A 15,156-nucleotide genomic window follows, 5' to 3' on the forward strand; every position below is an offset into this window, starting at 1 on the left:
GGGGGGCAGCGCGACAGGGGCTATTTCTTGCCCTTGCCCAGTAGAATGCTGAATCGCACCATCGCGGCGGGCCGCCTTCGCACGAACACAGTCGAACATTGCGGCAGTGGCAAGGCTTCCCCTTGACCTCAGGGCTCCCGCGCGAACAGATTCAGGCGATGGCCGACATTCGCAACATTGTGATCCTCACCGGCGCCGGCGTCTCGGCGGAGAGCGGCGTCGCTACCTTTCGCGGTCCGGGCGGACTGTGGGAAGGGCATCGGGTCGAGAATGTCTGCACGCCGCAGGCGCTGTTCCGCGATCCCGAGCTGGTCCATCGTTTCTACGACGAACGGCGTGCGAAACTCGCCAGCGTCGAGCCCAATGCCGCGCATCGCGCGCTGGCGCGGCTCGACCAGAAATGGCCGGGCGAGCTGCTGCTGGTGACGCAGAATGTCGACGATCTGCATGAGCGCGCCGGATCGCAGCGGCTGGTGCACATGCACGGCGAGCTGAAGTCGGCGCTCTGTGCGGCGTGCGGCAACCGTACCGACTGGGAAGACGCGCTGCCGCCCGAGACCGAATGCCCCGATTGCGGGACGCCGGCGCTGCGGCCCGACATCGTCTTCTTCGGCGAGATGCCGTACCATATGGACGTGATCGAGCGCGCGCTCGCCCGCGCCGATCTATTCGTGTCGATCGGCACTTCGGGCGCGGTCTATCCGGCGGCGGGCTTCGTCCAGACCGCGCGCCATTACGGCGCCGCGACGCTTGAGCTCAACCTTGATCCGTCCGAAGCCAGCGCGTGGTTCGGCGAGAGCCGGATGGGGCCGGCGGGGACGCTGGTCCCCGCTTGGGTCGATTCGCTTAATCGGAACCTAGGGTGAGAACCTATACAAGCTGTTGATTCATAACGGCTGTATGTCATCCATCGCGAAAACCCTTATCGTCATCCCGGCCTTGAGCCGGGATCCCGCTTCTTCTGCTCAGCCCAAGGCAGCGGGACCCCGGCTCAAGGCCGGGGTGACGAAGAAATATGAGTCCTGACCCTGGCCGGGCCCGGTCACTTCAGCAGCACCAGCTCCTCGGCCATGCTCGGATGGAGCGCGACGGTATCGTCGAATGCTTCCTTGGTGAGCCCCGCCTTCACTGCCACTGCCGCGGCCTGGAGTATTTCGGGGGCGTCGGGGCCGATCATGTGGATGCCGACCACGCGTCCCGTCATCCCATCGCACACCATCTTGTACAGCGCGCGTTCGTTGCGGTTGGCGAGGACGTTCTTCATCGCCCGGAAATCGGAGGTATAGACCTTCACCGAGCCGAGCTTGTTGCGCGCCTCCCCCTCGGTCATTCCCACCGAGGCGATCGGCGGATGGCTGAACACTGCGCTGGGGACACTGTTATAATCGACCGTCCTCGGGTTGCCGCCGAACACGGTGTCGGCGAACGCGTGCCCCTCGCGGATCGCGATCGGCGTGAGCTGGAGACGATTGGTCACGTCGCCGACGGCGTAGATGCTGTCGACGTTCGTGCGGCTCTGCGCATCGACCTTCACCGCGCACCTGGCGTCCAGCTCGACACCTACTTTGTCCAGCCCCAGGCCCTTGGAATTGGGAACGCGGCCGGTGGCGAACAGGACGACATCGACCTCGACCGGCTCCTGCCCGGTGAGGAACACCTTGAGGCAGCCATTTTCCAGCTTCTCGATCCGCTCGAATTCGGCGTGGAAGCGGAAGTCGATGCCCTTGGTCAGCGAGATCTGGAGCAATCGGTCGCGAACCGAATGATCGTAGCCGCGCAGGATTACGTCGGTGCGGTTGACCACGGTGACGTGGCTGCCGAACTCGTTGAAGATGCCGGCGAACTCGTTGGCGATATAGCCGCCGCCCGCGATCATGATGCGCCTGGGCAGGGTTTCCAGGTGGAAGGCCTCGTTCGACGTGATGCCGTGCTCGCTGCCGGGGAATTCGGGAATGTGCGGGTGCGCGCCGGTGGCGATCAGGATGTACTTCGCGGTGATCTTCTTGCCGCTCGCCAGCGTCACTTCATGTGGACCCGTGACCGTGGCGCGTTCGAGTATGATCTCGGCGCCGGCATTCTCCAGCCCCTGGGTGTAGAGGCCATTCAACCGGTCGACGTCGGCGAGAACATTGTCGCGCAGTGTCGCCCAGTCGAAGCTGCAATCGGGCACGTTCCAGCCGAAGCGCCGCGCATCCTTCAGATCCTCGGCGAAATGCGCGCCGTAGACGAGCAGCTTCTTGGGCACGCAGCCCCGGATCACGCAGGTCCCGCCGACGCGATATTCCTCGGCCACCGCCACCCTGGCGCCATAGGCCGAGGAAACGCGGGAGGCGCGCACGCCGCCGGACCCCGCACCGATGACGAAGAGGTCGTAATCATAGTCGGTCATGCAATGCTCCCCGCTTCGTCGCGCTGGAGCCGCAGATAGGCGTGCGGAGGCCCGATGCCAACGGAGCGGTTTCGGGGCCGATGGGTTGATGTGCGAACAAGGAGAGGCGTGATGCACATCATTCTCGGCGGCACCGGCCATGTCGGCTCGGCGGTCGCGGACAGGCTGCTGGCTGCGGGCGAGCCCGTCACGGTCGTCAGCCACGATCCCGCCAAGGCGGAAATGTGGAAAGCCAGGGGCGCCAAGGTCGCTATCGCCGACGTGCACGACGTGGACATGTTGCGCTTCGTGTTCCGCAGCGGCCGGCGCGCCTTCCTGCTCAATCCACCTGCGGCTCCCCGCCTCGATACCGATGCCGAGGAAAAGGCGACGGTTGCCGCGATCCTGGCCGCGCTGGAGGGTTCGGGACTGGAGAAGGTCGTCGCCGAATCAACTTATGGCGCGCAGCCCGGCGAGCGGCGCGGCGACCTCAACACCTTATGGGCGCTGGAGCACGGCCTTGCGGAACAGTCGACTCCCTATGCGATAAACCGTGGCGCCTATTATTTCAGCAACTGGGCGGCGAATCTGGAGGAGGTGCGCGACGAAGGCGTGCTGCGGACGATGTTCGACCAGGATTTCGAATTGCCGATGGTCGCGCCCGAGGACCTCGGCGCCCATGCCGCCGCGCTGATGACCGATGATCGCACCGGCATTTTCTTCGTCGAGGGGCCGCGATCCTATACGCCGCAGGACGTCGCCAATGCGTTTGCGGCGGCGCTCGATCGCACGGTGCGGGTCGAGACCATTCCGCGCGACCAATGGACGCCCGCGTTCAAGGCGATCGGCTTCTCGAGCCCCGCCGCCGAAAGCTATGTGCGAATGACCGCGGCGACCGTCGACGATCTCGAGGTTCCGGAGGATCCGGTCCGCGGAGCCGTGCGCCTCGAAGACTATATCGCCACGCTGGTCGAGCAGGCGGCCGTGCCCGCCTGACGACCGCGCGTCAGGGAAAGGCGCGGGCGATCAGATCGGTGGTCGAAGCGTCGAAATCGCCGCCCTGCGCTGCTGCCCGCGCCATTTCCTTGCCGAGCTCGACTCCGAACTGGTCGAACGGATTGATCCCGAGCAGCACCGCGTTGACGAAGGTGCGCTGCTCGTAGAACGCCAGCAGCGCGCCCAAGGTGCGCGGATCGAGCGTGTCGAGCAGCAGGGTCGAGCTTGGTCGGTCGCCCGGATAGGCGCGCGCCAGGTCGTCATGCGCCTTGCCCGCCATCAGCGCAGCGCCCTGGGCGAACATGTTGAGCAGCAGCTGGTTGTGATGCGCGTCGGCCTGGCTGTCGCCCGGCTCGATCACGCCGACGAACTCGACCGGCACCAGCCGCGTGCCCTGGTGGAGCAATTGGAACACTGCGTGCTGCGCGTCGGTGCCGACGCCGCCCCAGGTGATCGGCGCGGTCGGCCATTCGACCGGCTGGCCGTCGGCGGTTACGCGCTTGCCGTTCGATTCCATCTCGAGCTGCTGGAGATAGCTCGGCAGCAGCCGCAGCCTTTCGTCATAGGCGAATACGCCACGCGTCTCGCAGCCGCGCGCCTGGGTGTAATAGAGGTCGGCGAAAGCGGCGAGGGCGGGGGCGTTTTTCTCCAGCGGAGTCAGGCGGAAGTGCCGGTCCATCTCGGCGGCGCCTTCGAGCATCTCCTCGAACGCGTCCCAGCCCAGCGCCAGCGCCGCGGGAAATCCGATCGACGACCAGAGCGAATAGCGCCCGCCGACGCTCTCGCCGAAAGGCAGCACGCGAGTCTCGTCGACGCCCCACTCGATCGCCTTTTCGGGCGCGGCGGTGAGTGCGATGACGCGGCCATAGGGGTCCTCGACGCCGTTCCCTTCGAGCCAGGCGAGTGCGCTGTCGGCGTTGAGCATCGTCTCGGTGGTGGTGAAGGTCTTCGACGCGACCGCGATGATCGTCGCCTGCGGATCGAAGCGGTCGAGAGCCTCGTCGAGCGCCAGCCCGTCGACGTTCGAGACCACTGCAACGTCATAGCGGTCGGCATCGCGGCCCAGTGCGTCGACCAGCAGGTCGGGACCCAGCGCCGATCCGCCGATGCCGATATGCAGGATGTGGCGCACCGGCCCCAGCGCTTCGGCCTCGATCGCGTCGATCAACGCCCGCATCCGGCTGTGGAAACCGCGCGCACGCGCCACGCTCTCGGGCGCGCCCTCGCCGCGTTCGGCGCTATGCTCTGCCGCCCGGCCTTCGGTGACGTTGATCGCGGCGCCTGCGAACAGCGAATCGCGCTTGGCGGCGAGGCCCATCGACTCGGCCAGCGCCGTGAACGCCTGCACAGCCTCGGCGGTCAGATGCGTCTTCGACCAGTCGAAATGAATGCCCGCGACATCGACCGACAGCGCCGCGACGCGGCCCGGATCGGCGTCGAAAAGCTGTTGGAGCGGGGCGGATTTCAGGGCGCGAATCGTCGACCAATCGGGCAATGCCATGTTCATCTCCTTGGATGCAGGCTGCCCCTAACGTCCCCTATCGGTCGCTTCCAGCCGGATTCAGCCGCTTGACCTCCCCGCTTAGCCCAAGCAGAGCACGCCATATGGATAAAGTGCCCTCGACCGAGCCCGAGAAGCCGGCAGCCGACGCCCCGAAGCCTTATTCGGTGGGGACGGCGACGGAGAAACCCAAGTCCGAATGGCGCGATCTGGGCAGTTTCCTGCTCAAGCTCGCGCTGATCGTGTTCGTGGTCAGGAGCTTCATCTTCTCGCCTTTTTCGATTCCGTCCGAATCGATGCTGCCGCGGCTGCTGATCGGCGACTATCTGTTCATCACCAAATGGAATTACGGTTATTCGAAACATTCCCTGCCGTGGAGCCTGCCGCTGATTCCGGGCCGCGTCTTCGGCGGCACGCCCGCGCGCGGCGACGTGGTGGTGTTCAAGGCGCCCCCGGGCAACGACACCGACTGGATCAAGCGCGTCATCGGCCTGCCCGGCGATAGCGTGCAGATGGTGGGCGGCCAGCTGATCCTCAACGGCAAGCCGATCCCCAAGGACGAGGTGGCCAAGTTCGTGCTGCCGATCACGCCCAATTTCCAGCGCTGCCAGCCGCAGTTCCAGAACATTGATGCCGCGGGCAATCAGGTGTGCAGCATCCCGCGCTTCCGCGAGACCCTGCCCAACGGCAAGACTTACGAGGTGCTCGATCAGGGCACTTATCCCAAGGACAATACCGGCATCTACACCGTGCCCGCGGGGCATGTCTTCCTGATGGGCGACAACCGCGACAATTCGACCGACAGCCGATTCAGCCACGCCGATGGGGGCATCGAGTTCGTGCCGCTGGAGAATCTCGAGGGCAAGGCAGTGGTGAATTTCTGGTCGACCGACGGCAGCGCCAACTGGTTCCTGCCCTGGACCTGGTTCACCGCGGCGCGCTGGAGCCGTATCGGAGAAGGCTTCTGACCGCCCCCGCGCTGGGGGGATGGATCGCCGAGACCTTCGGCCGCAAGCCTGCGGACCTGACCGCTTATACCCGCGCCTTGACCCATGGCAGCCAGGCCGCCGCCAATTACGAGCGGATGGAATTCCTCGGCGATCGCGTGCTCGGCCTCGTAATTGCCGAATGGCTGTTCGAGCGCTTTCCCGAGGAGCCCGAGGGCGCGCTGTCGCGCCGGCTCAACGCCCTGGTGACCGGCCCGGTCTGCGCCGATGTCGCGCGTGAAGTGGGCGTGGTCCCGCATCTGCGTCTCGGCAAACAGGCGCGCGAGGACGGCGCGGCGGACAGCGACAATGTCCTGGGCGACGTGATGGAGGCGCTGATCGGCGCGCTCTATCTCGAATTCGGCATCGAGCCCGCGCGCGACTTCATCCGGAAAACCTGGGCGAAGCGCATCGATTTGCAGGTGCAGGCCCCCAGGCATCCCAAATCGGCGCTCCAGGAATGGGCCGCCGCGAACAATCGCCGCCCGCCCGAATATGAGATCGTCGACCGCTCGGGGCCCAACCATTCGCCGCGTTTCAAGGTGAAGGTCGCGATCGGCAAGCTCGCGGAAGCGACGGGCGAAGGCACGAGCAAGCAGGAAGCCGAGACGGCGGCAGCGGCGGCTTTGCTGGAGAAGCTCGAGAAATGACCGATTCTCCCACCCAGCATTGCGGCGTGATCGCCGTGGTCGGCGCGCCCAATGCGGGCAAGTCGACGCTCGTCAACGCGCTCGTCGGCCAGAAGGTCGCGATCGTCAGCCCCAAGGCGCAGACGACGCGCGCGCGGCTGATGGGGATCGCGATCGAGAGGGACGCGCAGCTCATCCTCGTCGACACGCCGGGGATCTTCACGCCCGAACGCCGGCTCGATCGCGCAATGGTCGCCGCGGCGTGGGAGGGCGCGGAGGGCGCCGACCTGATCGCTTTGGTGGTCGACGGCAAGGGCGGGACGGGGCCCAAGGTCCAGCAGGTGGTCGAGAGTCTCAAGGGCCGCCCCGAGCGGAAAATCCTGATCCTCAACAAGGTCGACATCGCCGACAAGCCGCGCCTGCTCGGCCATGCCGCGCGGCTCAACGAGATGCTGCCGTTCGACGAGACCTATTTCGTCAGCGCGCAGACCGGAGATGGTGTTCCCGAGCTCAAGGCCGCGCTCGCCGGGGCAATGCCCGAAAGCGCGTGGCATTTCCCCGAGGACCAGGTCTCCGACGCGACCGAGCGGATGATCGCCGCCGAGGTCACCCGCGAGCAGCTTTATCTCCAGCTCCACGCCGAGCTCCCTTATGCCAGCGCGGTCGAGACCGAGAAATATTCCGAGCGGCCTGACGGTTCGGTCGAGATCCATCAGCAGATCCTCGTCGCGCGCGAGACCCAGCGCGCGATCGTGCTCGGCAAGGGCGGCACGCGGATCAAGGAGATCGGCGCCCGCGCCCGCGCCGAGCTCTCACGGATCATGGGCGTGCCGGTGCATCTGTACCTGCACGTCAAGGTCAACCCGAAATGGGAGGAAGACCGCTCGCTCTATCGCGAGATCGGGCTCGACTGGGTCGAATAGCCTATTCGCTCAGCAGCGCATCGGCCTCGCTGGCGGAGTCGTCGACATCGCCCGAGCGGATGCTGACCGCACGGGTGGTGGACACCTGCATCGCGACGTTGCCGAGCGTGCGGAAGATGTCGGGGATCGTCTCGACCGCGACGAGCAGCCCCAATGGCAGGATCGGCACGCCCATGGCAATGGCGATCGGCGCGATCGAGCTGACGAAGCTGACCGTCCCGGGCAGGCCGACCGCGCCCATCGTCGTGATCGCCCCAGCGGCGAGCCCCGCGGCGAGCTGGCCGGGCCCGAGCGGTATGCCGAACCAGTGCGCGACATAGATCGCCACTGCGAAGTTCATCGCAGGGCCAGTCCATCGGAAGATCGCGACGCCGATCGGCAAGGTCACGCCCGAATGCGCGACGGGCACGTCGAGCTTCTCGGTCGCCTTTAGCATCGCCGGCAGGCTCGCCAGCGACGATTGGGTGCTGAGCGCGACCGCCTGCGAGGGACCGACCGCGCGCAGATAGCGGAGCAGCGATACCCGGCCGGCAATCCACGCGAAGGGGGCCGCGAGCAGCCACAAGACGATGCCGACGCCCGAGATCACCGCGACATAATGGAGCAGCGCGCCGAACGCCGAGGTGCCGGCGCGCGCGCCGACCACATAGGCCAGCGCGCCGACGCCGATCGGCCCCAGCCACAGCACCCAATTAATCACCACCAGCATCGCATTGCCCAAAGCCTCGAAGAAGCCGGTCAGGCGCTGGCGCTCCTCGGCGGGCAGGCGGGTCACCGCGAAGGCGAAGACGGTAGTGAACAGGATCAGCGGCAGGAAGGCGTCGCTCGCCGCCGAGGTGACCGGGTTCGACGGCACCATCGCGATGAGGAAATCGGAGAATGGCGGCACCTCGCCGATCTTCGGCGCTTCCTGTGCCAACGCGCCCTTCAGCGCGGCGGCGGCGCCCGGATCGAGCGGCCAGAGATCGAGGAAGCCGAGCGTCAGCGCTCCCCCCAATGCCGAAGAGACCCAGAGCAGGACGATGAAAGTGATGAAAGCGCGTGTCGCGAGGCGGCTCGCTTTGGCCCGCTCGGCGGTTGCGGCTATTCCGGTGATCAGCAGCGAAGTGACCAGGGGCACGATCGTCATCTGGAGCGCATGGAGCCAGACCGTGCCGATCGGCTGGACCCAGTCTGCGACCTGCAGCGCGACCTGGGGGGACCAGTTGGCGGCGATCACGCCGATGACGAGCCCCGCGATCAGCGCGAGAAGGATACGGGTAGGTTGCGACATGCTCGCCCTTTGTAGTTTTCGCCGCTATCTCTGCGGGCACGAAACGCCACAAGGGCGCGAACAGGCAGGGCATGGCAAGAAAATATTTCGGTACCGACGGAATTCGGGGCACGACCAACGTCTCGACGATGACCGCGGCGATGGCGATGAAGGTGGGGATGGCGGCCGGGGCGCATTTCGCGCGCGGCGATCACCGGCACCGCGTGGTGATCGGCAAGGATACGCGGCTGTCGGGCTATATGCTCGAGAACGCGATGGTGGCGGGGTTCACCAGCGTCGGCATGGACGTAGTACTCGTCGGGCCGATGCCGACTCCGGCGGTGGCGCTCCTCACCCAATCGATGCGCGCCGATATGGGCGTGATGATCTCGGCCAGCCACAATCCCTATGCCGATAACGGCATCAAGCTGTTCGGGCCCGATGGCTACAAGCTCTCCGATGAAGACGAACTCGCGATCGAGGCACTGATCGACGGCGAGGTCCCGCTGGCGCCTGCCGCCAATATCGGCCGGGCGCGGCGTGTCGAGGATGCGCGCGGACGCTATATCCACGCCGCCAAGTCGACCTTTCCGGGCGACCTGACGCTCGACGGGCTCAAGATCGTGGTCGATTGCGCCAATGGCGCGGCCTATCAGGTCGCGCCCTCGGCGCTCTGGGAGCTCGGCGCCGAGGTGATCGCAATCGGCGTCACGCCGAACGGCAAGAATATCAACGACGGCGTCGGCTCGACTGCACCTGAGGCCCTCTGCGAGACCGTCGTCGCTTCGGGCGCGCAAATCGGCATCGCGCTCGATGGCGATGCCGACCGGCTGATCGTCGTCGACGAGACCGGCCGGGTGATCGACGGCGACCAGTTGATGGCCCTGATCGCCGGGGGTTGGGCGCGACAGGGCAGGCTCGCCGGCGGCGGGCTGGTGACGACGGTGATGTCCAATCTCGGGCTCGAGCGCCACCTCGCCGCGCAGGGCCTCGGCATGGTCCGCACCGCGGTGGGCGACCGCTACGTCCTCGAGAAGATGCGTTCGTCCGGCTATAATGTCGGGGGCGAGCAATCGGGGCACATCATCCTCTCCGATTATGCCACCACCGGCGACGGACTCGTCGCGGCGCTCCAGGCCCTCGCCGAACTGGTCCGCGCCGGTGCGCCGGCCAGCGAAGTGCTCCACCGCTTCGATCCGCTGCCGCAGATCCTCAAGAATGTCCGCTTCAAGGGCGGCAAGCCGCTCGACGACGCGCGGGTCAAGGATGCCATTGCCGGCGCCGAAGCCGAGCTCGACGGCAATGGCAGGCTGGTGATCCGCGCCTCGGGCACCGAACCGGTGATTCGCGTGATGGCCGAGGGCGACGATCGCGGCCAGGTCGAGGCCGTGGTCGACCGGGTGTGCGACGCCGTGCGCGAGGCGGCCGCCTGATGCTGGAAATGCGCCCCGATTGCGAACGCTGCGGCACGGATCTCCCCGCCGACGATCCCGGCGCGTTCATCTGCTCGTTCGAATGCACCTTCTGCGCCGGTTGCGCCGAGGCGATGGACGAGAATTGCCCCAATTGCGGCGGCGAGCTGATGGACCGGCCGACGCGAACTGGTAAAGCGCTCGAGCGCCACCCCGCCTCGGCGGAGCGCAAGTTCAAGGGGTAGACCAGTGACGCCGCGTATCCTGATCATTGCCGGTTCCGATTCGGGTGGCGGCGCGGGCATCCAGGCCGATATCAAGACTGTCACCATGCTCGGCGGCCATGCCATGACCGCGATCACTGCGATCACCGCGCAGAACACGCTCGGCGTCGGCGCGGTGCATCCGGTGCCCACCGACATGGTGATCGCGCAGATCGACGCGGTGGTGCGCGATATCGGTGTCGATGCGATCAAGATCGGGATGATCGGATCGGCCCGCACGGCGCTTGCGCTTGCCGACAAGCTCGCCGAGCTCCCCGTGCCGGTGGTGTTCGATCCCGTCATGGTCGCGAGCAGCGGCGCGACGCTGGCGGACGAGGCGACGGTCGCCGCGTTCGAGCGGCTGATGGGCCGCGCGACGATCGTCACGCCCAATCTCCCCGAGCTCGAAGCACTGGGCGGCGATCCCGCGGCCTTGGTAGCGGCGCATGGCTGCGCAGTGCTGGTCAAGGGCGGGCATGGCGATGCGCCGCAAGTCACCGATCGGCTGCACTCGGCCAATCCCGAGGATCCGCCCATGATCGAATGGAGCGATCCGCGGATCGAGAGCGAGGCGACGCACGGCACCGGCTGCACGCTCTCTTCGGCGATCGCCTGCGGCCTCGCGACCGAATGGGACCTGCCCGAAGCCGTCAACCGCGCACGCCGTTTCGTGCGGATTGCGATGCGCGAGGCACCCGATCTGGGGCGCGGCCACGGCCCGATGGGGCAGCAGGCGGTGCGGCTCGATCTCAACATGAGCTTTTTCGAGCCGATGCTGAACCAGGTGACGGTGCCTGCGCGGGATCTCGCCGCTTCCGAGCGATTCTATCGGCTGCTGGGCCTTCGGCAGGTCGTCCGGGCGAGCCCGCGTTATGCCCGTTTCGAAACCGAGGGCGGCGCGACTTTCTCGGTCGCCACCGACAAGGACTATACCGCGCCGGTCGTCTATTTCGAATGCGGCGATCTCGACGTGACCGTGGCCTACCTCCAGCAACAGGGGTTCGCGTTCGAGCAGGAGCCCAAGGACGAACCCTGGGGCTGGCGCGAGGCGCGGCTGCGCGATCCGGCTGGCAATGCGATCCGGCTCTATCAGGCTGGCGAGATGCGGCGCTTTCCGCCATGGCGGCTCGACGATGCCTGACCTCAAGTTCGAACGCCGTTACCAGCGCCTGCATAAGGGCCATGTTGCCGGCGTCGATGAGGCGGGGCGTGGGCCGCTCGCCGGTCCGGTGGTCGCCGCCGCCGTGGTGCTCGATCCCAGATGCATTCCCGACGGCATCGACGATTCGAAGGTGCTGACCGCGGCGAAGCGCGCCGATCTCTGCGCGCGCCTCCTCGAATGCGCCAAGGTCGGCGTCGGGATGGCGAGCGTCGAGGAGATCGACACTCTCAATATCTTCTGGGCGACGATGCTGGCGATGACCCGCGCGGTCGACGCGCTCGGCTTCGTGCCCGCCTTCGTGCTGGTCGACGGCAATCGCTGCCCCGATTGGGACCATCAGAGCCATGCGGTGGTCGGCGGCGACGCGCTGTGCCTGTCGATCGCGGCGGCCTCGATCGTCGCCAAGCATCGCCGCGACTGCATGATGACCGAGCTTGATGTGGCGTTTCCCGGCTATGGCTGGGCGAGCAACAAGGGCTACGCCGCCAAAGTCCATCAGGAAGCGCTGCGCCGGCTCGGCCCGACGCCGCACCACCGCCGCAGCTTCGCGCCCGTCGCCCAGGCCGAACTCGATTTCGGGCCGGCGATGCGGGCGGCGGAATGACCCTTGTTTGGTTTGGAAGGGCAGACTTCCAATTCCGTTCGCCCTGAGCTTGTCGAAGGGCTGTCTTTCCTTCCGCAGGATAGAAGAACAGTGCTTCGACAAGCTCAGCACGAACGGAGGGCGGCATTACCCCCGCGTCAGCCGGACGACCCGCAGCATCGCCAGTGCGGCCAGCACCAAAGTCGCGCTCGCGAAGGCCATCGTCCAGATCGGCTCGCCGGGGAAGAAGCGCTTCATGATCGATCCCATGGCAGTCGCGACCAGCAATTGCGGCACCACCACGAAGACGTTGAACAGCCCCATATAGATGCCGAGCTTCTTCTGCGGCAGGCTCGAGGCGAGGATCGCATAGGGCATTGCGAGGATCGACGCCCAGGCAATGCCGATCCCCACTTCGCTCAAGAGCAGCCAGTGCCGGTCTGGCATCGCGAAGAAGCTGGCATAGCCCGCCGCGCCGCACAGCAGCCCGACGATATGCGTCCGAGCCTGGCCGATCCGCGCGGCGAGGAAGGGCAGGAGCGTCAGCGCGGCGATGGCGGCGACGCCGTTATAGGTGGCGAACAATGCATCGACCCAGTTCGCGCCCTTTTGATAGAGCGGGTCGGCCGCGTCGGCGGCGCCGTAAAAAACCTGCGTCACGATCGGGGTGGTGTTGATCCACATGATGAACAGGGCCGACCAGCTGAAGAACTGCGCCACCGCGAGCCGCTTCATCAGCAGAGGCATGCCCGAAAAGTCGCCGACGATGCTGCTCAGCATGTTGGCCGCCGACCCCGCCCGGGCCAGCGCGATCGCGACGGCGCTGGCGAGGCCGTAGCCGAGCAGCAATGCGCCGAGCAGATAGACTTCCTTCTCCAGCCCGAACTGCCCCACCGCCCAGATCACGAGCGCTCCTGCGGCGAGCCAGACGAAACTGCTGGTATAGCTGCGGGTCGCGAGCAGCGGAGCGGCCGGACTCTCCGCCTCTGCGTCCCGATCGAATGCCGCCATGGCGTCGGGCGCATATTCGCGCGTCGTCACCACGGTCCACAGCACCGAGAGGAACAAGGCCGCCCCGCCGAACCAGAAAGCGAAGCGCACGGTATCCGGGATGCCGCCGTCCGCTGCCGCATTGGACACGCCGAGATGCTCCAGCGCCCAGGGGAAGATCGACCCGACCACCGCGCCTGTGCCGATGAACGCGGTCTGCACCGCATAGCCCGCCGCGTGCTGGTCCTTGCGCAGCATATCGCCGACGAACGCGCGGAACGGCTCCATCGAGACGTTGAGCGAGGCATCGAGCACCCACAGCATCACCGCGGCGAACAGCAAGGCGGGCGCCAGCGGCATCGCGAACAGGGAGAGCGCCGCGAGCAGCGCGCCGGCAAAGAAATAAGGCCGCCGCCGCCCCAGCCGGCCGAGCCAGGTCCGATCGCTCATATGCCCGATCACCGGCTGGACGAGCAGCCCGGTCAACGGCGCCGCCACCCACAGCCACGGCAGATCGTCGATGTTCGCGCCGAAGGTCTGGAAGATCCGGCTCATATTGGCGTTCTGCAGCGCGAAGCCGATCTGGATGCCGAAAAAGCCGAAACTGATGTTCCACAGGCCGACAATAGACTGGCGCGGCTTTTCGATCATTTGCTCATCTTTCCGCTGGCGCCGCAGCCCGTGACCGGCACTAAATTGACTCAATTCGCCGAAACGCGATTCATCTCGTAATTATATTTCACGGAATTCTCGTCCGATCCGGCCTCTCCCGGCGCGAACGAAAACAGAACAAATCCTACTTTGCAATAGGCTGCTCTGGTGCACCGCACGAGCGGCGCACCACCAATCTGGTCGGCAGCAGCGCCGATCCGACCGGCTGTTCGCGAATGCGGCCGATCAGCGTCTCGACGAGCTTGCGCCCTGCCAGCCGCGGGTCCTGCATCACCGTGGTGAGCGGCGGGCTGGCGGAGCTGGCGGCGGGAATGTCGTCGAAGCCGACCACCGCCACGTCGTCGGGCACGCTCAGCCCCGCCGCCTGCAGGGCGCGCATCGCGCCTATCGCGATCAAGTCGCTGGCCGCGAGGATCGCGTCGAACTTCTCGCCGCTGGCGATCAAGGCGTTCGCCGCCGCGGCGCCCGCCTCCTCGGTGGTGATCGCGTCGAACTGGAGGCCGGGGCGGGGAATGATCCCGGCCTGCTTGAGCGCGGCGACATGGCCGCGATAGCGATCGTGGAATTCGGGATAATGGCTCGATGCGCTGCCCAGAAAGGCGATGCTGCGCCGCCCGAGATCGAGCAGGTGCCGCGTCGCTTCCTTGCCGCCGCCATGATTGTCGCAGCCGACGGTGAGGCCGTAGGCTTCGGACTGGACCGAGCCCCAGCGCACGAAATGCGTGCCGGCATCCTCGAGCGCGCGCAGCCGCGAGCGATAGAGTTCGTAATCGCCATAGCCGAGCAGGATGATCCCGTCCGCCTTGCGCGAATCCTCGTAATCGGTGTGCCAGTCGCTGGAGAGCTGCTGGAAGCTGATCAGCAGATCGTGATCGTGCTCGGCGCAGGCGCGGATGATCGAGCCCAGCATCGAATGGAAGAAGGGATTGATCAGCGAATCGTCCGCGGTCGGATCCTCGAAGATCAGCAATGCCAGTGTCTGCGAATGGCGCGTGCGCAGGTTCGAAGCGGCCTTGTCGACGCGGTAGTTGAGCTGCTTGGCGATCGATTCGATGCGCAGCCGCGTCGCCGGGTTCACCCCCAGCTCGCCGCGCAGCGCACGCGAGACGGTGGGCTGCGAGACGCCCGCCAGTTGCGCGATATCGAATGAGGTCGGCTTGCGCTGCATGCCTCTGGCTGTCCCTTCCCCGCAGGCGGTCTGTGCCGCTTCGCATAATATGCAATGCGCGCAGATCGCCCCTCAGGTCAACGACAGGGGTGATGCAAACGGGTCACTCCGGGCAGGGAACGGCACTGAATACGTATGTGACCGGCTGGTCGGGGAGGGGTGTTTCGGAAGAAGTGCGCCGCAACGGCGGGCAGTTCCTTTGCACGCCACAGGTTACGCACTCGAAACGAACCGGCCGTGAGAGCTGGAGC

14 protein-coding genes are annotated in these 15,156 nt (G+C 66.4%); 9 read left to right on the forward strand and 5 right to left on the reverse strand.

The window, feature by feature from the left end; all coding sequences use genetic code 11:
* Positions 1-158 precede the first annotated feature (158 nt).
* Entirely contained in the window at positions 159-866 is a 708-nt protein-coding gene (locus tag ASE13_RS00130; protein ID WP_056614386.1) for an NAD-dependent deacylase, read from the forward strand.
* Between the two features lie 176 nt (positions 867-1,042).
* On the opposite strand, the gene gorA is transcribed toward ASE13_RS00130, so the two are convergent.
* A complete protein-coding gene (gorA, locus tag ASE13_RS00135; RefSeq protein WP_056609918.1) occupies positions 1,043-2,389 on the reverse strand; it encodes a glutathione-disulfide reductase in 1,347 nt (448 codons plus the stop codon).
* A gap of 111 nt (positions 2,390-2,500) precedes the next feature.
* Here gorA and ASE13_RS00140 point away from each other — a divergent pair, with 111 nt between their 5' ends.
* The gene (locus ASE13_RS00140) at positions 2,501-3,364 is read left to right on the forward strand and encodes an NAD(P)H-binding protein (protein ID WP_056609921.1); all 864 of its coding nucleotides are present in this window, start codon (positions 2,501-2,503) and stop codon (positions 3,362-3,364) included.
* A gap of 10 nt (positions 3,365-3,374) precedes the next feature.
* Here ASE13_RS00140 and pgi read toward each other — a convergent pair whose 3' ends face one another.
* Entirely contained in the window at positions 3,375-4,865 is a 1,491-nt protein-coding gene (gene pgi / locus ASE13_RS00145; RefSeq protein ID WP_056614391.1) for a glucose-6-phosphate isomerase, read from the reverse strand.
* 104 nt (positions 4,866-4,969) lie between these two features.
* Between pgi and lepB the strand changes: the two genes are divergently transcribed.
* The 3 genes from lepB to era are packed head-to-tail and all read left to right on the forward strand — an operon-like array spanning position 4,970 to position 7,403.
* The gene (lepB, locus tag ASE13_RS00150) at positions 4,970-5,833 is read left to right on the forward strand and encodes a signal peptidase I (RefSeq protein WP_082596300.1); all 864 of its coding nucleotides are present in this window, start codon (positions 4,970-4,972) and stop codon (positions 5,831-5,833) included.
* Positions 5,830-6,501: a ribonuclease III gene (gene rnc / locus ASE13_RS00155; RefSeq protein ID WP_056614397.1), complete on the forward strand. Its 672-nt coding sequence runs from the start codon at positions 5,830-5,832 to the stop codon at positions 6,499-6,501. The genes lepB and rnc overlap by 4 nt, the downstream gene beginning before the upstream one ends.
* Positions 6,498-7,403, forward strand: a complete 906-nt coding sequence (gene era / locus ASE13_RS00160; protein ID WP_056609923.1) for a GTPase Era — start codon at positions 6,498-6,500, stop codon at positions 7,401-7,403. Before rnc ends, era begins: the two co-directional genes overlap by 4 nt.
* Before the next feature lies 1 nt (position 7,404).
* Here era and ASE13_RS00165 read toward each other — a convergent pair whose 3' ends face one another.
* A complete protein-coding gene (locus ASE13_RS00165; protein ID WP_056609924.1) occupies positions 7,405-8,676 on the reverse strand; it encodes a dicarboxylate/amino acid:cation symporter in 1,272 nt (423 codons plus the stop codon).
* 71 nt (positions 8,677-8,747) lie between these two features.
* On the opposite strand from ASE13_RS00165, the gene glmM reads away from it, so the two are divergent.
* From glmM to ASE13_RS00185, 4 genes are read left to right on the forward strand one after another with little or no spacing between them, the layout of a single operon-like run.
* Positions 8,748-10,088 carry a phosphoglucosamine mutase gene (gene glmM, locus ASE13_RS00170; RefSeq protein ID WP_056609930.1) on the forward strand — a complete coding sequence of 447 codons (1,341 nt, stop codon included), beginning with the start codon at positions 8,748-8,750 and terminating at the stop codon, positions 10,086-10,088.
* Positions 10,088-10,312 (forward strand): DUF1272 domain-containing protein, encoded by a 225-nt coding sequence (locus ASE13_RS00175; protein ID WP_056614403.1) that lies wholly within the window; start codon positions 10,088-10,090, stop codon positions 10,310-10,312. The genes glmM and ASE13_RS00175 overlap by 1 nt, the downstream gene beginning before the upstream one ends.
* Positions 10,313-10,316: 4 nt before the next feature.
* A complete protein-coding gene (gene thiD / locus ASE13_RS00180; RefSeq protein ID WP_056609933.1) occupies positions 10,317-11,471 on the forward strand; it encodes a bifunctional hydroxymethylpyrimidine kinase/phosphomethylpyrimidine kinase in 1,155 nt (384 codons plus the stop codon).
* A complete protein-coding gene (locus ASE13_RS00185; RefSeq protein WP_056609936.1) occupies positions 11,464-12,096 on the forward strand; it encodes a ribonuclease HII in 633 nt (210 codons plus the stop codon). Before thiD ends, ASE13_RS00185 begins: the two co-directional genes overlap by 8 nt.
* Before the next feature lie 126 nt (positions 12,097-12,222).
* Here ASE13_RS00185 and ASE13_RS00190 read toward each other — a convergent pair whose 3' ends face one another.
* Together ASE13_RS00190 and ASE13_RS00195 are read right to left on the reverse strand one after the other, a co-directional pair.
* A complete protein-coding gene (locus tag ASE13_RS00190; protein WP_056609938.1) occupies positions 12,223-13,716 on the reverse strand; it encodes an MFS transporter in 1,494 nt (497 codons plus the stop codon).
* 145 nt (positions 13,717-13,861) lie between these two features.
* A complete protein-coding gene (locus ASE13_RS00195) occupies positions 13,862-14,905 on the reverse strand; it encodes a LacI family DNA-binding transcriptional regulator (protein ID WP_056609940.1) in 1,044 nt (347 codons plus the stop codon).
* Between the last annotated feature and the right edge of the window lie 251 nt (positions 14,906-15,156).

Source organism: Sphingomonas sp. Root241, from assembly GCF_001428865.1.
GTDB lineage: Bacteria > Pseudomonadota > Alphaproteobacteria > Sphingomonadales > Sphingomonadaceae > Sphingomonas.